Below are 21864 nucleotides of genomic sequence, written 5' to 3'. Positions count from 1 at the left end.
GTTGGCCTCCTGCTACGAACCGCCGCAGCAGCTCGCGAAGTTGCTGAAATCGAAACGCGCCATGTCGAATCGCGCCTGCGCCATGTCGGGCAGCAGGCCGCCTGCGAACGCCAGCATCGGTTGCACCGATTCACCTTCGCTGGCCGCCCGTACGTTCTGCCAGGGTCGGTACACCCAGATGAACTCACTGCGGGTGAGGTCGACCGGCGCGTGGCCCAACGCCTCCTGTTGCAAGGCGCCGAGCAGGCGCGTATCAATGAAGGGGATGTCCTGGCCCAGACCCGGTGCGGGCCGGTGCACGATGCCTGAAAGAAACCCCGGAGCGTGGAAGCCGCGCAGCGGTGACGCCTGAAGCGGCACGATGCCGAACGGCGGGAGGTAGCGGAAATGCGTCGCCGCCATCACCGCGGTCGGCGATGCGGTCTGGACGAGCAGGTCGCCCAAGTGCTGTTGGAACTGCGCACACATCGCGTGCGCCTCGACCAGCCGCCGAGCGCGCGCCTGGAAGGCAAAGGACGACAGATCGTTGGCATTCAGCTGTGGGCGCTGGAACGCGTAGCCCGACAAGGCATCGGGTGCGAGCAGCATGCGTCGCGCGGCCCACGTGTCCACGAACTGCAGGCCTCCGGCCGTCCAATAGACCAGCGCCAGGGGCACGTCGCAATCTGAGAGGCCAAGGTCACGCAACTCGTCGATGAGCCCATAACGCGGCGGGTCGTTGGTCCACGGGTCGATCGTCGCGGCCTCGCGCGCCACGATGCCAAAACACCGGTACGCAAGCCGGTTGCGAAACTGCGGCGACCCCAAGTCGAGATCGACATAACGCAGCGGGTTGATCGACAGCAGGCGGAACTGCAAACCATCGACCGTCACGTCGGTGTTGCAGCGCACGTTGCCCGGGTCGAGCCCGTTGGTCGGTGCGCGCCCTTCGCCGAGCTGCGCCGGTGCGATGGTCAGCAGGTAGACGCCGGCGCCGGCCACGTAGGTGCCGTCGCCCAGCGGGTTGCAGTTGGCGAACACGCAGTCGCAGGCCGAGCCGCTTGTACCGTCAAAGCGCCGCGTCAGCGCCACGCTGGTGTCCACACTCAGCCGCAGCGTCTGGCCGGCGCGGTTGAGCGCGAGGCCGGCCTTGATGCGCAGCACCGGGGCGGCCGCGGTGTCAAGGTCGGCGTCGCGCGCCGCTTCGAGCCCGAAGGCCACACCCTCGCCGATGGCCTGGCCCAAGCGCGCGTCCCACTCGTGCCGAGCTTGCTGTTCGCGCGACAGGTCTTTGCTGGTCAGCAGCCGGCCATTGAAAAAGTTGACGCTGCGCACGCCGCCTTCCTTCAGCGGCTCCTGCAGTTGTAAAGCCTCTCCACTCATGACGGCCTCCGCGTACCGGTACTGCCACTGCCGTCGCCAACTTCGTACCAGTGGCCAGCGCCATCGGCGATCACGGTGGCCGCGCGCCCTTTGCGCACGTTGATCGCCGCCAGCTCGTCCAGCGTGTCGCCCACCGTCGTGTCGGGCTGAACGCTGAGGGTGGCCACGTTGATGTTCTTGACCACGTAGACGCGGCCTTCGTTGGCCGGCACCGATGGCGGCAAGGTGATGGTCAGTGTGTTGGCATCGCGAGCCAACACGTAGTAGTGGGCGTCGTCCAGCGTCAAGCTGCTGTTGGTGGTGGCGAGCGGCAAACGCATCGGCCCGCGCGCCAGCATCATGGGCATGGGCATGGGCTGGGGCGGAGCGGCAGGCGCCGGCGGCGGCACGGGAGGGCTCGCAACCGCAGCAGCCACCGCGTCGGAGGCGCAATCACAGCCGCACAACATCCACTCCTGCAGCAGCCGCAGGTGGGCCAGCACTGGGCGCGTGCTTTCGTCGACCTCAATGTCCGGCGGGCTGCCAGCGATCTGCCACGCACCGGTGGGCGAGCCCCCGATCCACTGCACCTCGAAGCCGACCCGTGCCAGCAGCACGCAGTCGATGTCGGCTTGTTGCGCGCTGTGGCAACGCATCGCCATCCACAGCGGGCGCAGGCGGGTGACCCAGAAACGGGTGGCCACGCGCAGGAAATCGCAGACGCTGCCTCGGCCGACCTGCAACGGTGCGGCCAAGTCAAACAGGTAGTCGCCCAGGGTGGTAAACGAGGCCGGGGGCGACAGCGGCGGCGAGGCCACCTGCGCATCCAGCCAGGGCTGGGCACCCTCGACCAGCCCGGCCACCCAATCGGCCTCGCTGGTAGGCGGCGGGCTGACGTCAACGATGTCGAGGTTGGCGCGCAGCCAGCGCACGAAATCGCGCACCGCGTCTTCTTCGGTCTGCACCGGGGCGAACTCGCGCAGCTGCAGGCGGAAGTCGTCTGCAATGCGTGAAGGCGCCATCAGCTCGTCTTCGGAGCGGCAGGGTTCGCCGGGGATGGGCACCGGGCGCGTGCGGCAGTCGGCGTAGCACAGCGTGAGGTAGAGCGAGATCGCACCCTGGGTCACGGCCGGCGGCGAGATCGGTGGCGACACAGGCGGTGAGACCGGCGGCGACACCGGGTTGAGCAACCGGTTGACGATGGCGGCGTTCTCGGGCTTGGCCAGCCAGAGGTTGATCACGGCGCATTGATCGGCCGGCACACAAACGTGTTTGCCGCCGGGCACCAGCGCCGAGCCGGCGGTGACGTGCAGGCGTGGGCCCTCGGTGCCGTCGTTCTCGGCAAAGACTCGCAGCCCAGCCACGGTGCCGTAGCCGATGGCGTCGCGCGCCAGCCACTGGTCGCGCTCGGCCAGGTAAGTGAACTCCTGGGTGAAGTCGTCCACACCCAGCACCATGCCGCGCGCGTAGTTGACGTGCTGTGAGGGGTCGGGCGCGGTGCCCGACAGCGTGCTTACCGGTTCATTGCAGCAGCCCATGGCGTGCTCCTCGGTTTGTCGTGAAGGTCATGTCGTACTCGTGTGGCTCTTGTTTGGTTCAGCAGGCGAGCAATCGCCGGTCTGACGCGTTCGGTCGCGGCGGCCCGGCGACAAAACTCGCGCCGATGTAAGCCCGGCCCACCACCGCGTCGGGGATCAATTCGGGGGCGCGGCTGCCCGCGCCTATTTGTGTGTCCATGCCGAGCCGGGCTTCGCCGACGCGGTTGAAGGCCCAATAGAAGCGCACGTCGAACACCGTGTGTGCGGGTTTTTCGAGCTCGACGATTCGGCGCGCCAAACCCAGCCGTTCTTCAAGCTCGTAGGGGTCGGCCGAAACACTGTCGACCGGCAGCAGCACCGAGAAGCGGTGCGCGCTCGTGTGCATGGCCAGCAACTGGCCCTCGAACTGCCACCAGTCGGTTTGTGCGGCCTGCGAGATCGGCAGCGCATCTGGCAGGGCGACCTGATCGAAGCTCGCCCAGGCCGTGCCATGCGCCGCCTTGAGGCGCTCGATGCGGCGGTAGCGGCGGGCCAGAAAGTCTTGCCATCGCGCGCGCGCCCACGCGCCATCGCTGCGTTCGCAGAAGGCGAGCCAGTCGGCGGCCGCCGCTGCGTTGGCGGGCATGTCGGCTGGCAAGGGCACCGCCGCAATGCCGGCATAGGCACTGCCGTGCGCGGCGTTGAGTTGCTCGGTGCTGCCGTGGCGCGCCCAGAGAAAACCTTGCCATCGGCTGCGCTCTTGTGCGCCCGCCGCGGGCACGAATCCGAGCGCGGCCTCGCTGAACGCGGCCCAGGTCTTTTGAGCTTCGGCATCCGATGGCGGCACCAGCGAAAACGGCGTGAGCTGCTCGGTCGGCGTGGCACTGCGGCCCAGCCAGGCCGCATAACGATCGGCCAGCCCGGCGTTGCCTTCGGCGGGCGTCCACCTCGCCTGCGTCACGATGACGCGCGGCCCTTGGCTGGCGGCCAGACCGGGGTCGCCTGCGGCCAGGGCGCCGATCAAACGCGTTTGGTAGGTCTCGACGATGCGGATGCGGCGCGGGCCGCTGTCTTGTACACGCGGGCCGTCGAACATCAGTTCGTCAAAGCACGGGTTGAAGGCCAGCTCGAGCGCCATGCGCAGGCCGTGCACGGTGCCGCGCCAGCGGAAAAAATCCATCGCGTGGCGCACGAACAAGCGGTGCCGGCGTTCGTCCCAGGCCGGGTCGAGCGCCAGGTCGAACCACTCGGCCAACCAGGCGAGCGCTTCGCTGGGCACGCTGCGCGCGTCGAACAGCTGCTGCACGTGAACCACCTTGTCTTCGACCTCGGTCAACGTGCTCTCGAAATTGGCGAGCCAGCGCTCCAGGAAGTTGCCGCCGGCCTCGCCGCTTGTGTCGTCTTCGCGGTAGACCGCGGGCAGAAAGCGCTGCGGGTACGAAAAACGCGGCGACCACACGCGCAGCGCGCGCAGGCGCGGTGTACCGCTGCCGTTGTGGCTGATGAGCTTCAGCTTGAGTTGCAGGAAGCGACCCTGCGCTTGTTGCAGCAGCAGCTCCCAGGTGCCGACGCCGGCCTCGCGCCGTGTGGCGCGCATCGCCTCGTGGCGCAGCCAGGGCAGCTCGGGGCCATTCAAGCGCAGCTGCAAGGCCGGCTCGGCATTCCAGCCGCCCACCAGTTGTGACACCTCGCTCGCGGGCGACGAGAAGCCGTCGTCGCGTTCGTCGCTGGCGCGGCTCCACACCTGCACCTCGGTGCCGGCAGGGAGGGCGGCGTCGAGCAGCAGCTTGTCCCAGGTGGTGCCCAGGTCACCGCTGTCGAACACTTCGGTCACCAGCTCGCCCGTGGGCTCGAAGCGAGTGCGCGGCTGATGCACAAACCGTGTCCACACCGGTTGTGTGAAGCCGCTGTCGTAGCAGCCATCACCTCGCACCGCGATCAGCGCGCGGCCGGCATAACGGCGCAGCGGGTAGAGCTGGGGCACTGCGTGCAGCTCGAAGACGATTGCTTCGTCGATGACATCGAAGGCATGCACCTGGTTGCCGACCTCGGTTGCGACGAAAAGCTGCCGCGCCGGCGCCTCGTCGGCCTGTGGCCAGCGCGGCGCGGCGGCGTGCACGAAGTCGTGCGCCAAAGCGGGCAGCGTGTCGAGCCAGGCCGAGGGGTCGTGGCGCCAGGTGTCGCCGTCGCGGCGCAGGCGCAGCACACGCGAGCGTTGGTTGGGTGCATCTCGGTCGAGCAGCCACACGCTGCCGTCCACACCCGGCTCCACCGCGATCGGGTCGATGACCCACCCGGGGCTGGCCCCGAGGTCCAGGCCGCCGGGGAAGCTGACCGCCGCGTGCACACGCTGCGGGCCCGCATCGGGCTGGAAGTCGTCGAGCACCTCGGGCTGCAGCTCTTGCGAGGGCTGGCCGCTGAGCACCACCGACAGCGTGCAGTCGAGCTCCCACAGGCGCAGGTTGTTGCGGTCCAGCACCCAGACGCCACCCCCCTCGCGGGCAGCCATGTCGAATGGTGCGAACACGATGGCGGCCGGCCACAGGGTTTCCAGCGGCTGGCCACCGGCGATCAGGTCGAAGCTGAGCAGGCCGCGATCGTCACCGCGCTGGAAGGCCACCACCAGGTAGTCGTCGTGTGTCACGGCCATGGCCAGGTAGCCAACTGGCAGCACCACCACCGGCCGAGCGTGAAGCTCGAAGGCCAAACGCTCCTGCGTTCGCTTAAGCGTGCAGTCCGACGGTTCAGCCGGCCAGAAGCTGGTCTCGACACCACTGCCCACCGAGGTGACGCGCAGTGACAGCTTGTCATCGGCAATGCGGTAGACGTTGCCGTGGCGATCGGCCGCGGCGCCGCGGCGCGCCTCCAGCGTGAGCGGCACCTCCGTGGCGGTGGCGGGCAGCTCAATGGCGCGCGGGCGCAGCGTCAGCTCCTTGCGCTGAGCGTCCCACGCCGGCAACCTGGGCGGCAACGGCAGCTGCGGGCTGCCCTGCGGGGCCCACCATGCGGCGAGCGTCAGTGCACCCGCCTCGTCGCTCTCGACGCTGCGGCCCCAGTCTGCTTCGCCGAGCAGCAGGTGGTAGCGGGAGCCGTTGACGTTTTTCATCAGCAGGTCTCCGGCACGATGGGCACCGGCAGCAGGGTCGGTGCGGGTGAGGTACCACCCGTGCTGCCACCGCCGCGCAAGGCGTCGAGCGGCAGCGCTTCACCGGCCACCACCGAGATGCCCAGCACCTGCGGCAGCTCCAACCCGGTCATCTCGATCACGTCGGCGGCGGCGCGCAGCCCTTCGGCCATCAGCACGTCAGACACCGAGGTGACACCGGGCACACGCGCCACCTCGGCCAGCAGCACCCGGCTCGCCACCCCCGTGCGCAAGGGCCAGCCGCGTGCCGGGTCGGTGCGGCGTGGCGTGAAGAGAGGCGTGTCGCGCGGCACATTGCCCTGCGGCCCGACCGGGGCCAGCACCGCGCGCAAGCGGGCTTTCACCGCTTCCACCACCTCGGCGATGGCAAAGCCGGCGGCCGCTTCGATGCCCACTGAAATCCAGATGCCCTTGTAGCTGGCGCCACGCACCACCAGCTCGGTGGTGACGAGGCGGCGCGGGTCGAGATGGCGGCACAGCGCGTTGAGGAACAAGCGGTCGGCACGCGGCGCGTCGGGTTGCCCCGGGTCGAACTGCGGGATCGCCATCAGGGTGACAACACCCGGAGCCGCGCCGGGCTCGTTGGGTACCAGGTCGGGGTGAAAAGCGGGCAGCACTTCGATGCGTCCGATCTGCACCCCCGGTGTGCGCGCTGCGATCGACTCGAAATCGTCGACGCTGACCAGCCGGTCGCGGTGTTGCAAATAGCGGCGCACTTGTTTCTCGCCGGTGGCCACGCTCTCCGCATCGGCGCCGCCCCAGGTCTGCACCGGGTTGAAAACCGCAAAGCCCGAGGGCAACTGCGGCGCGCTGGTGATCGCGCCTTCGGCCACATTGCCTTGTGCGCCCTGGCTGAACTCGTACGACGCGAACACACGCGCGCCCAACGGCAGGCGGCGACCGCGCAAGCCGTCACCGAAGCGCAACTCGCCGGCCTCGGCATCGAGCTCGAAGACCTCGGTCAGGCCGGCGCTGGGGGCCTGCTGCTCCCGCGCGGTGGAGCGCGGGTTGCCCACCGGCACCTCAGGCGCGGCGGCGCCGAGGTCATCGATCTGTTGCCAGCGTTGCACCGTCTCGCTGCCCACGCGCGTGCTGACCACCACGGTGCCGGGCAACACGGGTGCACGCGCCAGGCGCCGCGCCTGGTCGGGTGTGCCATCGCCGTCGGTCAGCGGCTCGGCTTCAATGCGCTCGATCTGGCGCACCGGGGTGGCGTTGATGCCGGCCCAACGGATGCGCGCCTGCGCGGCCCCATCGGCACGCACGCGCAACCAGGTGACGACGCGAGCGCCGAGCGCCGGGTCGTCGAGTGTGGGCGGCATGTCGCCCACACCACCTTCCAGCGGATCGACGTCTTTCCACATCTGCAATTGCGCCGCCCCTGGCAGCGCCAGCTGCACGACGCCGGGCACTGACAGCAGATCGACATCGGTGCGTGGCTCGAGCTGGCGGTAGCTGGGCGCCGGGCGGTCACTCGCATCGCGCGCCACGCGGCCATCGGCCAGCACGTTGGGCAGCTCGAAGCGCAGCAGCTGTCGCGGCTGCGCGCTGCCAGCGGGGGTCAACACGGCCGACTCGGCATCGAGCGCGGGCACCAGGCCGAGCGTGAGCGTGCGGCCGCCGATCCGGTCGCGCAGGGTCTTCCACGGATCGTCACCGATGTCGGGTGTGTCGTTCTTGCGCGCCAACAAGGCGATCCACAGGCTCGCGTCGACGGTCTCGGCATTGAGGTCAACGTTGTCTACCACCTGCGGGTCGAGCGCCACCGTTTCGTACAGCGTCACGTCGTCGGGAAACGGCAGCTGGTATGAGGCGTAGAGCAGGCGGTAGTAGTCCAGCAGCTGGGCCGACTGCGCCGCCACTGAGAGCTTGCGCTTGAAGAACACACGCGACTCCAGCGGCAGCACATCAAGCCCGAGCTGGGTGCGAAACGGAACCGAGCCGGCGCGCAGTTCGAGATCGGACGGCAAGGTCAGCACGGCCGGAATACCCCGCTCGTTGGCGATGGCGACCAGGCCGTTGGCGGCTGAGGCGGCGGCCAGCGGCACACGCAGCATCTGCAAAAACTTGGCGCGGTTGCGCAGCGGTGTGAGGTTGGCGCGGTACAGCAGGTTCTCGGTCAGGAAGGAAAACAGCTGCACCAGCGTGACGCCGGGGTCGCTCTGGTTGAAGTTGGTCCACTCCGGCGTGTGCACGCGGGCGCGCGCCAGCGTGCTGTCGACCAGTTGCGTGAAGCGGCGGTCGTCGAGTGAGGGCGGCGTGATCGGCATCGTGGGCTCTTTAACGTCGAGGCGTCAGTTCGCGGCCAAGGGAATGTTCAGCGTGATGCGCTCGCGCGAGGCGGTCGCGACCAGCTTGTAGGTGATGGTCAGGAGCGCCGTCTCGGCATCGCTCGGGTCGGCCGCCATGTCGAGCGACTCGACGCTCAGGCGTGGCTCCCAGCGCGCGAGGGCGCGCTTCACCGCGTCCATCACGCGCGCATGCGTGGCCGCGTTGTTGGGCTCGAAAAGAAAGCGAGCGAGGCCGGCACCGAAGTCGGGCACGCCCACACGCTCGCCCGGCTCGGTCTTCAGGATCACCGCAATCGACTCGCGGATGTTGGTCTCGCCGGCGCTCCAGACAAAGCGCCCATCCACACCGACCCGCGGCGGGAACGACATGCTTTTGCCAAAGATGCTCATGACCGCCCCCCGTCTGCGGCGCACCGCAGCCGCCCCCCCGAGGGGGCGTCACCCGCCTTGGGGCGGCCCGGCGCCGGGCGCTTCTGAAGAATGCAGAAGCGCTTCATGTCGACTCCTTCTTTCCCTTGAGCTTGGGCACTGGAAAGCACATCACGAAGTACGGCATCCAGCGGAAGATGAAGTCGAGCAGGCTGACGATGATCATCAGCATGATCAGTGCGCACAGCGTGATGATGGGCAGCGACAGCGAGCAGATCATTCCGAGGCTCGCCTGCGGCGAGCTCTGTTGGCACGGCCCCATGCCGCCGACATCGAGGTCCTTGTGCAGAGGCCACGGCAACACCGAGCGCACCAGATCCACAAAGCCCAGCCCCTTGGCGCGCTGCACCTGGCCGCACAACACGTCAGACATCACAAACGCCGCGTTCTTGTTGTGCTTGCGCAGGCCGGCGGGGGTGGTGTCAAACGGCAAGGCAATGCGGATCGGCCGGGCCGGTGCATCGCTGTCGAAGAAGCTCGCCAGCTGGAAGCGGCTGGTCGGTGCGCTGAGCACGGCGGGCCGCAGCGGGCCGCAATCGCAACGCACATAAGCGCAGCGCATCACGAACCAGCCTTCGTCGCCTTGCGTGGTGGCAAAGGCATCACGCAGCCGCGCCGCAAACGGCAGCGGCGGTGCAGGCTGGGCGGGCTGCGTCAGGTCGATGGCGGTGACGACCATCTGCACCAGTTTGTCGATCGCGGAGGCCGCCGCTTCGGCTTGCGCCTGTACCGGCGTCAGGTTGGGCGACAAGGCGTCGAGGTCGAGCACATCGGTGGCCACCGACTTGGCCGCCAGCGAAACCTGCAGCCCATCGGCGTTGTAGACCAGCCCGGTGCCACGCACGCCGGCCAGCAGGTAGCTGAAATTGGGCCAAGCCAGGCCGCTGCCCGGCGGGTCGGGATAGAGCGCGGTGGCGCCCTCCAGAGCGGCGCGCGCGCCGCGTATGCGCTGCAAGGCATCGCGCAAGGTGATGTTTGAGAGTGCCAGCCCGGTCCAGGCCGAACTCGGCCGCGTCTCGTTGCTGTTGAGCCAATCGAACAAGGCCCTGGGCGTGCCGCTGAGCGAGCTGCCGAGTGCTGGTGTCTCGACACAGGCCCACACCTTCGGCAGGTGCGTGGCGAGGTAGTCGGCAAAGTCGAGCAACACCAGCCACGATTGGCCTAGCGCCTGCTGGTTGGCCTGGGTCGCCTGCGTGCTGCGCTGTGCGGTGAGTTCCGCCACGCTGCCGCTGCCGTCGCCCGGATCGACGATGCGCGCACGCGCGTAGATCGCCGAGCGCACGATGTTCTTCCAGGGCTCGCTCACGTCGAGTTTGAACTGCTCCTTGCGCGTGGCCACGGGGCTGGGCGTGGCCGCCACGCCCGCATCAGCGCTGACAGACGTTTGCGCACGGGTGCTCATGTACTCCTCACGCCGCCCCACCGGCACCATGCCGGCGTGCAGGCGCCGCGAGCGGCCGTTCTCGGCGCTGAATCCCATAGAGAACAGCGGCAGCAGCTCCTCACCCGCAACCAACTGGCCCGCCGTATCGCCCACACGTTGCCAGCGCGCGCCGGAGGCGTCTTTCACGAACGCGTGCTCCGCGCGATCGACGCCGGGAATCGCCGGCACCGGCGGCAGCATGCGGCGCAGCACAAAGCCGACCTGCTCGCTTCCGCCGGTGGCGAGCGCGCGATCGGGCAAGCCCGGCAGGGCACACACCAAGTTGGCGGCGACCAGGTAGTAGCGCTGGTGGGCGGCCTGGTACAGCTTGAGCGGCAAGCTGCGCTGGACCTCGTTTTCCTTCACCACGGCGACCGACGCGCTGGGCTCCACCGCCGCACGCGGCGCCTGATCCACCCGCAGGCGGGCCAGCGACTTGGCCATGCGCGGCAGCGGCATGCGCTCGATGAGATCGGCCGGTGACCCGCTCGGCAGGCGCCAGGTTTCAGGGCGGGCGATGCGCTCGCCCAGGCTGGCGGGCTCGCGCTCCAGTGCGGCCAGCATCTGCTCCATGAACTCGTCGCTGTCGAAGCGAAGAATCGCGGGCGTGGCCTGATCAGGCGCCGTGGCGCCGGCGGCCGGCGTGCTGCCGAATCGCGACCACAAAGGCTGCGGCGTTTGCCAGATCACGGGGTGATTCATGACAGCCCCCCGTCTGCAGGGTACCGCAGCCGGTCCCCCGGGGGGACGCAGCCCGGCTTCGGGCGGCCGAGCGCTCGGGCTGCTGGCGACATGGTGAGTTCCCGTCTCATCGCGGGCTCACCAGATGTTGCCCGCACCGGGCAGGTACGAAGCGCTGATGACGGTGTTGGAGATCACGGTGTCGGCCTGCACCGTGCCGGAGAACTTGGACATGCCGGCATCCACCGTGACCATGCCGGCGCTCACCGCCACCATGCTGGCGTTGACGGTGACCTTGGCCGAGGCCGTCACGGTGATGCCCGAGGTTTCAAGCTTCACCGAGTTGCCGTTGCTGTCTTCGATGGTCACCGTGCCCGGGCCATCTTTCAGGGTGATCTTCTGGCCGCCGGGGGTTTCGACCTTGAACGACTCCTGCCCGTCCTGGTCGTCGAGGGTGATCTTCACGCCGTTGCGCGAGCAGATCACTTTCTTGTCGTTGCTGCCAGCGCCGTCCATGGTCTCGGGCGGTGCATCCTGGCCGTTCCACAGGCCGCCCAGCACATAAGGCCGGCGCGGGTCGCCGTGTTCGAACGACACCAGCACCTCGTCGTCGACATCGGGCACGAACCAGCTGCCGCGTTTGTTGCCACCGAACAGGGTAGCCAGCCGCGCCCAGGCTTCGTAGCGCTGGCCGCTCGCGTCGGGCGACCACGGCAAGGTGATCTTCACGCGGCCCTGGTTGTCGGGGTCTGCGATGTCGATCACCAGCGCCGTGCACACGCCGTACCAGCGCCCACCCCACCCGGTGGGGACACGTTCGTTGAGCAGTTGCTCGAAGGGAGGCAGGTCGACGACGCGCATGTTTTGTGTCGCCCTTCAGCTTTGGCCGATGGCAGGCCGATCGCACCAGAACTCGGTGCGCAAGCCCTTCTTCGCATCGAAGCGCACATGCACTTCGGTGACCGTGTAATCGCCCTCGAACAGAGGCCCCACGCCCTTGATCTTCAGCTTGGCGCCCACCCGCAGCTCGGGTTTTGTCGCAGCCACGCCGTGGCCGACGATGAAGCGCCGCGCCATGTGGCGAAAGCTCGCTTCGGCAAAGGCGCGCGCCTCGGCGTCTACGGCCGGCATCGCATGCGCGAAGGTATCAACCCGCGCACCGAATGCCTGTTGCAGGGTTTGTGCGCCGCTGGGCGCACCGTTCAGCTCGGCGCGGATCGCGGCCTCGTCGGCCTCGTGTTTGGCGGCGCGCTTGTCGGCCACGCTCCAGCCCGAGCCGACCAGCTTGGTGCGCTGATGGGCCAGGTCGGCGCAGACATGGAACTCGCGCAGCTCGCCGGCGTATCCCAGCTCCAGCGACGGCGCTTCGCGGCGCGCACGCTGCGCGGCCTTCAGCTTCATGTCGTCGATCCAGATCTGCGCGTCTTCGCGCCGCGCCAGATCGCGAATGAAGGCGAGGTCGCTCTGGTTGACCTGCGCCAGGTGCTTGTAGGTTTCACCGCTGACGTCGATCTGCGTTTGCAGGCCGTGCTCGCCGGCAATGCGGTTCAGTACGTCTGACAGCGTCGCGTCGGCAAAGCTGCGGGTGCGCCGCGTCATGCGCAGGTCCTGCAGGCGGTCTTCCGCGCAGACGCCGATTTGCGGTGGTTTGCCTTCAGGGAACTGCGCCGAGATCGCGCTGATCGCGCCTTTGAACAGCAAGTCAGGCCCCACCTTGATGGCGATCGACTTGCCGAAGTCGAGCAGCTTGCGGTCAAAGAGTTGAAAGCCACCCTTGCTCTCGCCGCCCCAGTTGCCGAAGCTGAGATCGCAACGCGCCAGGCCCTCGCTGGACTCGATGAGGTCCAGCGTCATGAGGCCGGCAGACAGCGTGTCCTCGCGCTTGCCGTCGATCTCGATCGACGGGCGCGACGCTTCGAGCGGTGCAGGGGGCCTGGCAGACATGAGTGCGGCGTCCAGTTCGAGGTGTCAGTGGGCCCACACGCGCAAGGCTTCGGCTTGCAATCGCTGCAGCACGTCTTTCACCTCTTGCGGCTCCAACGGCTCAGGCGTGGCGCTGCTGCCGTTGGCGGCTGTCTGGCCGCCGGCGGCTGCCGGCTGAGCCTCGCGCAACACCTCGAAATCATTGATGACGACGGAACCCATTGAACGCTCCCTTGTGAATGTGTGTGATCAGCCGATGGAGAGCGACGCGCTGGCGCCGCCGAGCGAAGCGTTGAGGCCACCGGAGGCCCCCGCCGAGGCGCCGGCCGATGCCCCGAAAGAGCCGCTGGAAGAACCTCCGAAAGAGCTGCCGAACGACACCCCGCCCGATGCGCCGAACGAAGAGCCGCCGACCGAAAGCGACGCGTTGAGGTTCACCAGTTGCCCCGGCGCCATGCGCAGCGGGTCTTCGATGTCGTTGGCGGCGGCGATGCTTTGCCAATCGCCCTTCTTGTTCTGGCCGGCCATGTTTTGCAGCGAGTCGCCTTGCTTCGCGGCCTTCAGCGGCGCGTGGCCAGGCGGCTTGTGACCGGGGCGCACCTCCACCTTGCCGTCGGTCTTGAACTCGCTGACCAGGATCTTCTGCTGCGTCAGCGTCAGGCTGATGCTCGACCGCAGCGGCTTGCCGTCGGGCGAGAAGTATTCGAGCGACTCCTCCAACGACTCGACCATGCCCTTGAAGATGAAGGTTCCCCACTGGAAGGCCACGCCGGGTGGCGCCTTCTTGGCCGGGTCTTCGGTCGAGTCTTGCGGGGTCATGAAGTACACGACCTTGGAGGTGAGCCGACGCACGTCGTCGACGGCGTCTTTTTCCATCGCGGTCACGTCGAACCACAACTGGATCGCCAGCTTGGTGGTGCCCGCGCCGACAAACTGGCGGCCGCTGGTACCGGCCTTCTGGTCACCGCCTTCGGGTTGCTTGATTTCGTTGGCGAAGGTGACCTTCAGCGTCTCGGGATTGAACTGCACCTCCACCGGCTCGGCACCGGGTTTGTCGGTCTCGAGATCCTGGTCGAGTTCGGTCAGCTTGGCGCGGGTCAGGGCTGCCATGGTGGTCCTCAGGGGTTGATGCCGTTGAAGCGCAGCGTCTCGTAGGCGACCTGCAATTCCTCGATCGCGACCTGGCCGTCGCGCGCACTCAGCGCCGGCGCCTTCAGCTTCACCGGCACACAACGCGAAAGCTGGAAGCTCGCGCACACCGTGGCACCGTCGTTGGCAAACATCACCACCTCGACGTGAGCGCGCAGGCGCGGGTCGGCCACGCTGTCCTGGAACCAGTGCCAGAGGTCGAAGTTGTCGGTCATGCCGCGCTTGAGCGTGAGCTGGCCGAGTGCCACCGGGCCGTTCAGGCGGATCTGCCGGTCGTTGGAGCCGCCCTCGCGGATGGTCTTGACCTCCATGCTCAGCTCCAGGCCGTCGCAATCGGAGAACGCGGCGCTGACCAGTGGCTTGGCCTCTTCGCCGCGGTTGATCTCGACCGCGAAGTTGAACGCGGTGAAGGGGTACTGGGGGCCGCTCATCAATGACCGCCCGGCCGCCCGAAGGGCATTGAGCGCCCCCTCGGGGGGCAGTGAACGACGTGAACGTGGGGGTAGTCCATCTTCAAAGTTCCTCCACCACGCTGAGCCGCTCGCCCGTTTGCGCCAGCCGCACGGCGATGAAGCGCATGGGCAGCGCCGGTGCCACGTGCAGCTCGACGATGAAGCGGCCCGCGTCGCGGTCTTGCGGCGTGTTCAAGGTGTCGTCGGTGACGACACGAAACGACTGCGAGGGCGTGGCCCCGGCAAACGCGCCACGCCGAAACAAATCGGTCATCAAGGCATTGAAACTGCGCTGCACAGAGCGGCGCAGCTCGGCGCCGTTGGGCTCGAACACATAAGCCATGCCACGCCGCAGCGCCAGGCGCCGCAACAAGATCAACAAGCGGCGCACGTTGATCGGGCGCAAATCCACATCGAGCGACAGCGTGTCGGCCGAGAGCGTGAAGAAGCCGCGTGGGTCGGCGCGCAGCAGGTTGATTTGTGCGTCTTGCAGCGCCTGTCGGTCGGCGGCGCGCACCGGGGGTGCCAGGGCCACCACGTCTTTCATGGCTTGGTTGGCTGGGGCGATCCAGGCGCCGCGCAGCGTGGCGCGCGAGGCCAGCACACCCATGGCCACACCATCGGGCGGCACCACGCGCGGCGTGCGCAAGGCGTTGCGGGCGACGGGGTCGCTGTCGGGCAGCACTTCGCGCACGTCAGACTGGGCCCACGGAAAGTACAGCGCGCCGTGTGACAAGGCACGCGCCTCGTCAAAGCCGAACGCACCCGCATCGCCGACGGATGGCGGCTGCAGCACGGCACGCAAACGCGCCGCATAACGCAGTGCCTGCGGCGTGCGGAAGTGGCGTGGCATCGCCAGCGCAACGAACAGATCACCGCTGGCAAGCGCCATGCGCAGCGCAGCGCGCTGCACCGCGAGCCAGCCGTCTTCGCGGTCGAGGGCGGCGGTGTCTTCGTTCGCTTGCACCCACTCGTTCTGGCGCACCCGTACCGTGACGGCGTTGGAGCCCGCACTGCGGTCGTCACCCACCCAGGCGAATACCTGGTAGCGATAGATGCCTTCGCGGTCGGCAAACACCGTGTGCTCGGTGGCGAGGCCACGGTAGACCTCGCGCGCGTCGCTGAAATCTGCCGCCTGGGCTTCGATCAGGCTGTAGGTGGCGCCGGGTTCGCTGTTGGTCCAGCTGAGCCGGTAGGGCCCGGGCGGCACCGGGGCGATCGGGCCCATCAACACGGGCGCAGCCAGGAGTCGCGTGCCGCAGTCAATGAAAACGCCGAAGTCCGGGCCTTCATCGGGTGCGGGCGTCTGTGATGCGCACGGCCCGCGGTGCGTGCCCCAGTGGTCGGGCGCATCGCCTGGCACGGGCTCTGAGGGGTCCATCGGTGGGTCGATGCGCAGCTGCCAACCAAGGTGAATGGCATCGGGGATGGCGAGCAGGCTGGCCTCGTTGAACAGCCCGCCGGCACCGATGCCGAGCACGGCGTGCAAGCCCAACAGCGCGCGCGGGGTGCTGCGAATGAGGCGGATGTCATCGGCGTGGGCAATCAAGGCCGCGGCGCCATCACCCGCGAGCTCGGGGTCGAGGAAGAGGGTTTCATCAAAGCTGGCCAGGCCGTCGCGTTCCAGCGCGCTGGCAGCCTGCGGCAGCGGCGACAGCATGGCGCTGTAAGCCACCTCCACCCCGAGCGGCAGCCAAGCCAGCGGCACCGGCTCGGCCAGTGGCGCGAGCGGAAAACGCGGCAGCTCGGCGGGTGCGGCAGGTGCTTGGTCGTCGCGTTGGCGGTAGAAGTCGGCATCGCGCTGCAGGCTCCAGAAGCTCGTGCGGTGTGCCGGCGTCAGGCCAATGCCGGCCAGGCGAAACGCCTGCTCGCTGCCACCGGCCACACGCAGGTCGAGGTCAAGCTGCCGGGCCTGCGTGATCGCGCCCAGCGCCACTGGCAGGCCAGCACCCAGCTCGCGCCAGGCTGGGCCACTCACGGCGGCGTGGATCAGCGCACTCGACATCGCCGGCGGGCTGCCGATGAAAACGGGGCTGCGCTCGATGCGGTCAATGCGCAGCCAGCCCGTGTCCACGCCGTCGCTGAAACGCGCCCAGTGGCCGATCTCCAGGCTGGAGGGCACCGGGTCGTCAAACTGCAGCAGTTGCGACGGTGGCGCATCGCTGTCGAGCGGGTTCGACGGGTCGTCGCCCAGCCAGGTGGCTGCCAGCGCATCGGCGAAGCCGGTCACGCTGGCCGTGCCCGCGATCGCGCTCGGCGAGGCGAGGCCGTGCAGCCGTTCGAAGGCCGCCACGGTGTGAACTTCAACGTGGTACGGCCCCGCCGCAGTGGGAAGCACCACGACGCTGTCGACGACAGCATAGGCGCACAGCGCTTCGCTGCTGCCCAGTTGCAGCAGGTCGCCGGTGCGCAGCGCGAAGCGGGTGCGGAATGAAAAGCGGTTGGCGCCTGGCAACAAGGAGGCCGCCCAATCACTCAGTGCCAGGCCGCGGCTGGCAAGCGCGCAGCCCACGCGCAAACGATCCGACCACGAGCCCTCGCAGCGTGTGGACGACACGGCCGACTGCATCTGCGCACCCAGCGGCAAGGCCAGCACACCGGGCACTGCGAAGCGGTTGCTGACCGCCACGCTGTTCAGATCGGGCCCCGCGCCGCGCTCACGCTCGATCGGCACCGTGCGCGCCACACGCAGCACCCAGCAGCGCCGCCCGCCGTTGGCAAAGAAGGCTCGCACTGCGGGGCCGAGGTGAGCCCAGACACGCTCGCCACGCTGCTCGTCCCAAGCCAGCGGCGCATCGGCGCCGAACACCGCGGCGTACTGCGCCACGCTTTCCACCGCCACCGGCAGGTGCAGCGGGCCGGTAGAGGCGAAGCCGACGAAGACGGCAACGTCCATGCGTGGCAAGGCCTCGACCGCTGCAGGCGGTGCGACGTCGACACGGATGCCGGGCAGGCGGCGGGCGAGATCAGTGGCCACCCGTTCACTCCATTTCGAGGCGTTCGTAGGCCAGCACCAGTTCTTCCATCGCCACGTCGGTGCCCTTGGCGTTGAACGGCCCGCTGGTGTGCTTGATGATGCGGGCGCGCAGCAGCTTCCAGGTCTGCACGATCTGCGTGTGATCTTCGTTCTGCAGATGGATGACGACCGTGCGCATCGCGTTCTGGTCGCCGTTGCGGATCTGATCGAGCCAGGTGTAGAGGTTGAGCGAACCGATCACGCCCCGCTTCATGGTGACGTCGGTCGACTTGTTCATGCCGGTGATCTTCATCACGCTGTTCTCGCGTGCATTGCCGGTGCGGTACTCCGACACCGTCACTTCCATGCCAATGCCGCTCAGCTCCTGAAACCCGGCTTGCGGGCCTTCGGTGTTGCCGTCCCCCAAGTCGACGAGGAAGTTGAACTGCACATAAGGGCGGTCTCGCAATTCGGCCATGGTCGGCTCCTGTTCAGACTTTGCGGTCGGCCGTCCATTGGCCGATGCGGAAGATGACGAACTCGGCGGGGCGCAGCGGCGCCAGGCCCACGAGGCAGATCAAGCGGCCGTTGTCCAGGTCGTTTTGCGACATGGTCGAGCGGTCGCACTTGACGAAGAAGGCCTTGTCGGGCTTGTCGCCCAGCAGCGCCCCGGTCTGCCATTCGTTGAGCAAGAAGTCTTCGATCGTGCGGCGCACGTTGGCCCACAGCTGCGGGCCGTTGGGCTCGAACACGGCCCACTGCGTGCCCTTGTCGATGGAGCGCTCGACGTAGGCAAAGTAGCGCCGCAGGTTGACGTACTTCCACTCCGGGTCGGAGCTGATGGTGCGCGCGCCCCACAGCCGCATGCCGCGGCCTTCGAAGTAACGAAAGCAGTTGATGCCTTCCGGGTTGAGCACTTCTTGCTGCGACTTGTTGAGGAAGCGCTCGAAGCCGAGCGCCAGGTTGACCACCTCGTTCGCCGGTGCCTTGTAAACAGCGCGGTTGACGTCGTTGCGCGCATAGATGCCGGCCACAAAACCCGAGGGCGGCACATGGATCTCGCGCTGCGTCAGCGGGTCCAGCACGCGTATCCACGGGTAGTAGAGCGCGCCGTAGGTCGAGTCGAGCTGGGCACGCATCGCACGCACCTCGCTGATGGCCTGGTCGTCGCCGCAGTCGATCACCGCGATGCGGTACTTCATGCGCTCGGCGTGGCGGATCAGCCCCCGCACGATGGTGCGCGCGGTGGGGCCGTAGCCGGCGTCTTCGTAGCGGAAGGTCGAGCCCGGTGCGGCCACGATGGAGATGTCTTCCAGGTCTTCGAACGCCACCAACCCGGTCTTGCGGTCGTTGACCGGGTTGACCAGGCCGGCGTACTCGTCAGCCTGCGGTCGGTCGCCGTCATTGCCATCGCTGAGCACGATGGACAGGCTGCGCTCGGTGCCCGAGCTGTCGAGGTTTTCGAGCGCCTGCTGCAAGCCGGCCGGCGGTGAGAGGGCCGCGTTGGGGTCGGCATTGAAGAAGGCCGTCAACAGCTCGACACCGGTGTTGAAGCCGGCAATGTCGGCAGCGCGGAAAACGATGGGCAGCGTGCGCGCACGCGTCAAGCTAGCGGGCTCTTCGGAGAAGTAGTCGAACAGCGAATCGGGGCTGCCCGCGCGTTCGTGTGCCGGGTCGAGCGGCAGCTCGGGCGAGGTGAACGGGCCCACGCTGCCCGCCAGTGGCGCCACGTTGACGACGACGGTGATGATGCGCATCTCATATGCACCCGGCGTCAGCTGGGCCAGCTGCAGCTCGGCGGTGGCGATGTCGTCGCCGGTGAGCGAGAAGGCCCAGGTCTCGTTGACGGCGTCTTGCAGCGCAAGGTAGTAGCCCTCGACAACCGCCGGCGACGGCGGCGGAGAGACGGTGCCGCTGGGGCGGATCCACACCACGTCGCGGTGCATCAGCGAGCGCACGCCAGGCGTGGCGCCGTCGGTGATCAGCACGCTCTGCCCGGCCTTGAAGATGAAGCTGACGCGGGCATCGCCCGCGCGGCCAGGGAAGCGCGCGAACACGGTCAGCGGCGCCGGGCTGCCTGGCAGGCTGCCGCTGGCGTGGCCCGACCAGGCGTCCTCCTCGTCGGTGGGTGTGAAGACGCGGCTCACGTAGAGGCGCTTGCCACCTTCTTCGAAGAACGCGCGCACACCGTGCCACATGTAGTTGTCGATCTCGCCGGCGTCGGCGTAGTCGAGGCGCTCGCGACCCCCATAGGTGCGCTCGAACTCGACCAGGCTGGTGATGATCTCGGGCTCGATGTCGAGCGGCCCGTAGCGTGTGGGGCCGACAAAGCCGGTGGTGGTCGTGCTCACGCCTTCGATCGACTTGGAGCGGAACGACACCTCCTCGACGAAGACTCCCGGGGCTAAGTACTCAGGCATATCGGTTCTCCAGGCGGTTGGGTGCAAAAGGGCTCATGGCATGCCTTCATGCCGCAGACACGGAAAGCCAGGACGCGTCTGCGGGAGCCGCGCCTTGTGTGCGTGCCGTCAGCGGCACGCGGTAAGCCAGGCGGCGAATCGCCGGCGGCGAAAAGACGACGTCGTTGACGGTGCCCGGCGCCTCAAGCTGCGCCAGCAGCAGGGCCAGGTCGGGAATCTCGGGCGGCGGGTCGGTGACTGGCGACGCGGCAGACCAGAACACCTCGAGGTCGAGCGGCCAGCTGAAGTCGCTGCGCGCCTCGGGTGGTGAGGCCAGCGCCTGGCGCGGCGGCTCGGGGTACGGGAACATCACGGCCACGCGTCCCTCTGGGTCGGCCAGGCCGATGCCGCGCCTTTCACCTTCAATGGACACACCGAGAAAAGCCCAGGCCGCCGGGCGTTCGGTGAGTGGCTCCCGCATCTGCGCGTAGACCACGGCCAGCGCATCGGGCAACCCGCGGCTGGGTGAAGAGAACAGCGGTATGCGCTCCAGCATCAACTGAGGCGGCGAGCCCGAGGTGCCGGGCGTCGGAATCGGCTGCGGAGGCGAGAGCCAGGGTGCGTTCCAGGTCAACAGGCTGGGCTGCGGCAGGTCGGCGTCGAAGGCGATCGGCAGAAAACGATCCTGCGGATCGCGCACTTCGATGCGGTAGGCACGCAAGGCTGCTTCAGGCTGGCTCCACAACTCGGGCGGGTCGGTCTCGGAGAACTCGAAATCCCGCAGGCCCGACACGACATGGGCCACGTAGATGTTGCTCGGGTTGGACAACATGGGCTTGCGCGCGCGCGGGTTGAGGCGCGGGAACACCTCGACCGTGAGACCACTGACCGCGGCGCTACCGCGCGCCACGTCCCAAAAGCGCACACCGATGACAGCATGCCGAGCCAGCTCTTCAAGGCGGCGGTTGGCGAGGATCATGTCTGCCCCTCGTCCGATGAGTACGTCGACCGACCTCCCGAGGGGGTCCGGTCCGGCTTGGGAGCGGCCCGGCGCTCGGACCGGCAGCGATCAGTGCTCGCGCATGAGTTCACTTGACCACCTCGCGCACATCGAAGCGGCGGCTTTGCACTGCGGCACCGTCGTCCACCTGGACGTCGGAGTCGATGAAGGCCATGCGCAGCGTGTAGGTGGCCGAGGCCGGCAGCCGCGGCTGCAGGCGGTCCCACAGGGTCAGGTAGTCGGTCAGCGACAGCGGGTCGCAGACCAGATCCAGCGCCTCGTGTGAAGCGAAGGTGTCGGTCTCGGCGATGTAGTGGTTCAGATGCCCAGCGCTCAGCGTGCCGGTGTCCTCCATCATGCGCATCACCCAGCCGAGCATGCGTTGCTGCATCTCGGCGTCTTGAGCCCAGGGCGTGATCATGTATTGCAGATCGAGCGGCAGTGAGGGCCGAAAACGCCGACCGTCGGCGGAGCGCCGAAGCGTCAGGTTGCGCACGGCGCCGTTGACCGAGATGCGGTAAAGGCAGACCGAAAAACCGTCTTGCATCGGCGTTGCGAAATCGCGCATCTGGTACAGCTGTACTTCCAGCCCGGAGCCGAACTCGTCGCGTGGATAGTGGTCACGTATCAGGCCCGCCAAAGCTGTGCTGGCAGCGGCGATCGCGCGGTGGTTGGCCATGAAGGTTCTCAGCCTGGCAAGTGGAGTTCTGCCGACATCACGCGCCACCCGCGGGCGTGATGCCCATGCGCACGATCAATGCACTCAGTTGCTCGACCGTGGCGAGGCGCCGGTAGCGCACATGCCCATCGGCCGCGCGCAACTCTTCGATCGCTTGGTGAACCCGCATCCACGCCAACGCTGCCATCAAGTTGTCCATTGCTACCTCGGTTTCCAACCACCAGTGCTGTATGCCCTCGGCCGAATCGCAAGCGAACGGGTGGGCGCACAGATACAAAGCCAGTGTTCCCACGAGCCAACGCAACGAGATGCTGTCGTCGTCCATGCGCGTCACCTGTGGCCTGATAGAGCGCAAGCTGCGTACCAGGTGGCCCGTCAACGCCAAGCCGTTGATTCACAAGGGAATCGCTTCTTTGGCGCACCACCGAGCCGGGACAAATTTGTCCATGCCTTCGCGCCGATAAATGCTGCAGCGCGGG

17 protein-coding genes are annotated in these 21864 nt (G+C 67.8%); all 17 read right to left on the bottom strand.

Annotation, left to right across the window (positions count from 1 at the left end; all coding sequences use genetic code 11):
* Positions 1–12: 12 nt before the first annotated feature.
* Positions 13–1362 (bottom strand): hypothetical protein, encoded by a 1350-nt coding sequence (locus AC30QB_RS16270; protein WP_489547293.1) that lies wholly within the window; start codon positions 1360–1362, stop codon positions 13–15.
* Entirely contained in the window at positions 1359–2879 is a 1521-nt protein-coding gene (locus AC30QB_RS16265) for a hypothetical protein (RefSeq protein ID WP_489547292.1), read from the bottom strand. The genes AC30QB_RS16270 and AC30QB_RS16265 overlap by 4 nt, the downstream gene beginning before the upstream one ends.
* 58 nt (positions 2880–2937) lie before the next feature.
* Positions 2938–5964 carry a phage tail protein gene (locus AC30QB_RS16260; RefSeq protein WP_489547291.1) on the bottom strand — a complete coding sequence of 1009 codons (3027 nt, stop codon included), beginning with the start codon at positions 5962–5964 and terminating at the stop codon, positions 2938–2940.
* On the bottom strand, positions 5964–8273 hold the full coding sequence (locus AC30QB_RS16255; RefSeq protein WP_489547290.1) for a baseplate J/gp47 family protein: 2310 nt from the start codon (positions 8271–8273) through the stop codon (positions 5964–5966). Before AC30QB_RS16255 ends, AC30QB_RS16260 begins: the two co-directional genes overlap by 1 nt.
* A 24-nt stretch (positions 8274–8297) precedes the next feature.
* Complete coding sequence (locus AC30QB_RS16250) at positions 8298–8684, bottom strand: GPW/gp25 family protein (RefSeq protein WP_489547289.1); 387 nt, start codon at positions 8682–8684, stop codon at positions 8298–8300.
* A gap of 103 nt (positions 8685–8787) precedes the next feature.
* Positions 8788–10848, bottom strand: a complete 2061-nt coding sequence (locus AC30QB_RS16245; RefSeq protein ID WP_489547288.1) for a hypothetical protein — start codon at positions 10846–10848, stop codon at positions 8788–8790.
* Positions 10849–10965: 117 nt separating this feature from the next.
* On the bottom strand, positions 10966–11688 hold the full coding sequence (locus AC30QB_RS16240; RefSeq protein WP_489547287.1) for a phage baseplate assembly protein V: 723 nt from the start codon (positions 11686–11688) through the stop codon (positions 10966–10968).
* A 15-nt stretch (positions 11689–11703) separates the two neighbouring features.
* Positions 11704–12771 carry a phage late control D family protein gene (locus AC30QB_RS16235; protein WP_489547286.1) on the bottom strand — a complete coding sequence of 356 codons (1068 nt, stop codon included), beginning with the start codon at positions 12769–12771 and terminating at the stop codon, positions 11704–11706.
* A 24-nt stretch (positions 12772–12795) separates the two neighbouring features.
* A complete protein-coding gene (locus tag AC30QB_RS16230; protein WP_489547285.1) occupies positions 12796–12972 on the bottom strand; it encodes a hypothetical protein in 177 nt (58 codons plus the stop codon).
* 27 nt (positions 12973–12999) lie between these two features.
* Positions 13000–13860: a CIS tube protein gene (locus AC30QB_RS16225; RefSeq protein WP_489547284.1), complete on the bottom strand. Its 861-nt coding sequence runs from the start codon at positions 13858–13860 to the stop codon at positions 13000–13002.
* Between the two features lie 8 nt (positions 13861–13868).
* Positions 13869–14330 (bottom strand): phage tail protein, encoded by a 462-nt coding sequence (locus tag AC30QB_RS16220; RefSeq protein WP_489547283.1) that lies wholly within the window; start codon positions 14328–14330, stop codon positions 13869–13871.
* An 82-nt stretch (positions 14331–14412) separates the two neighbouring features.
* On the bottom strand, positions 14413–17328 hold the full coding sequence (locus tag AC30QB_RS16215; protein WP_489547282.1) for a phage tail sheath C-terminal domain-containing protein: 2916 nt from the start codon (positions 17326–17328) through the stop codon (positions 14413–14415).
* 4 nt (positions 17329–17332) lie between these two features.
* Positions 17333–17785 carry a phage tail protein gene (locus AC30QB_RS16210; protein WP_489547281.1) on the bottom strand — a complete coding sequence of 151 codons (453 nt, stop codon included), beginning with the start codon at positions 17783–17785 and terminating at the stop codon, positions 17333–17335.
* 13 nt (positions 17786–17798) lie between these two features.
* Complete coding sequence (locus AC30QB_RS16205; RefSeq protein ID WP_489547280.1) at positions 17799–19727, bottom strand: phage tail sheath subtilisin-like domain-containing protein; 1929 nt, start codon at positions 19725–19727, stop codon at positions 17799–17801.
* A gap of 46 nt (positions 19728–19773) precedes the next feature.
* A complete protein-coding gene (locus AC30QB_RS16200) occupies positions 19774–20685 on the bottom strand; it encodes a hypothetical protein (protein WP_489547279.1) in 912 nt (303 codons plus the stop codon).
* A 109-nt stretch (positions 20686–20794) separates the two neighbouring features.
* On the bottom strand, positions 20795–21385 hold the full coding sequence (locus tag AC30QB_RS16195) for a Pvc16 family protein (protein WP_489547278.1): 591 nt from the start codon (positions 21383–21385) through the stop codon (positions 20795–20797).
* A gap of 37 nt (positions 21386–21422) precedes the next feature.
* The gene (locus tag AC30QB_RS16190; RefSeq protein ID WP_489547277.1) at positions 21423–21710 is read right to left on the bottom strand and encodes a hypothetical protein; all 288 of its coding nucleotides are present in this window, start codon (positions 21708–21710) and stop codon (positions 21423–21425) included.
* Between the last annotated feature and the right edge of the window lie 154 nt (positions 21711–21864).

Origin of the sequence: Rhizobacter sp. (assembly GCF_046595475.1) — a bacterium.
GTDB lineage: Bacteria > Pseudomonadota > Gammaproteobacteria > Burkholderiales > Burkholderiaceae_C > Rhizobacter.
This window is presented reverse-complemented; position numbering and strand designations above follow the sequence as displayed.

Excerpts from the sequence above, each read along its gene's own strand:
- AC30QB_RS16270 (WP_489547293.1), bottom strand. The coding sequence starts at position 1,362 with ATGAGTGGAGAGGCTTTACAACTGCAGGAGCCGCTGAAGGAAGGCGGC.
- AC30QB_RS16265 (WP_489547292.1), bottom strand. The coding sequence starts at position 2,879 with ATGGGCTGCTGCAATGAACCGGTAAGCACGCTGTCGGGCACCGCGCCC.
- AC30QB_RS16260 (WP_489547291.1), bottom strand. The coding sequence starts at position 5,964 with ATGAAAAACGTCAACGGCTCCCGCTACCACCTGCTGCTCGGCGAAGCA.
- AC30QB_RS16255 (WP_489547290.1), bottom strand. The coding sequence starts at position 8,273 with ATGCCGATCACGCCGCCCTCACTCGACGACCGCCGCTTCACGCAACTG.
- AC30QB_RS16250 (WP_489547289.1), bottom strand. The coding sequence starts at position 8,684 with ATGAGCATCTTTGGCAAAAGCATGTCGTTCCCGCCGCGGGTCGGTGTG.
- AC30QB_RS16245 (WP_489547288.1), bottom strand. The coding sequence starts at position 10,848 with ATGAATCACCCCGTGATCTGGCAAACGCCGCAGCCTTTGTGGTCGCGA.
- AC30QB_RS16240 (WP_489547287.1), bottom strand. The coding sequence starts at position 11,688 with ATGCGCGTCGTCGACCTGCCTCCCTTCGAGCAACTGCTCAACGAACGT.
- AC30QB_RS16235 (WP_489547286.1), bottom strand. The coding sequence starts at position 12,771 with ATGTCTGCCAGGCCCCCTGCACCGCTCGAAGCGTCGCGCCCGTCGATC.
- AC30QB_RS16230 (WP_489547285.1), bottom strand. The coding sequence starts at position 12,972 with ATGGGTTCCGTCGTCATCAATGATTTCGAGGTGTTGCGCGAGGCTCAG.
- AC30QB_RS16225 (WP_489547284.1), bottom strand. The coding sequence starts at position 13,860 with ATGGCAGCCCTGACCCGCGCCAAGCTGACCGAACTCGACCAGGATCTC.
- AC30QB_RS16220 (WP_489547283.1), bottom strand. The coding sequence starts at position 14,330 with ATGAGCGGCCCCCAGTACCCCTTCACCGCGTTCAACTTCGCGGTCGAG.
- AC30QB_RS16210 (WP_489547281.1), bottom strand. The coding sequence starts at position 17,785 with ATGGCCGAATTGCGAGACCGCCCTTATGTGCAGTTCAACTTCCTCGTC.
- AC30QB_RS16205 (WP_489547280.1), bottom strand. The coding sequence starts at position 19,727 with ATGCCTGAGTACTTAGCCCCGGGAGTCTTCGTCGAGGAGGTGTCGTTC.
- AC30QB_RS16200 (WP_489547279.1), bottom strand. The coding sequence starts at position 20,685 with ATGATCCTCGCCAACCGCCGCCTTGAAGAGCTGGCTCGGCATGCTGTC.
- AC30QB_RS16195 (WP_489547278.1), bottom strand. The coding sequence starts at position 21,385 with ATGGCCAACCACCGCGCGATCGCCGCTGCCAGCACAGCTTTGGCGGGC.
- AC30QB_RS16190 (WP_489547277.1), bottom strand. The coding sequence starts at position 21,710 with ATGGACGACGACAGCATCTCGTTGCGTTGGCTCGTGGGAACACTGGCT.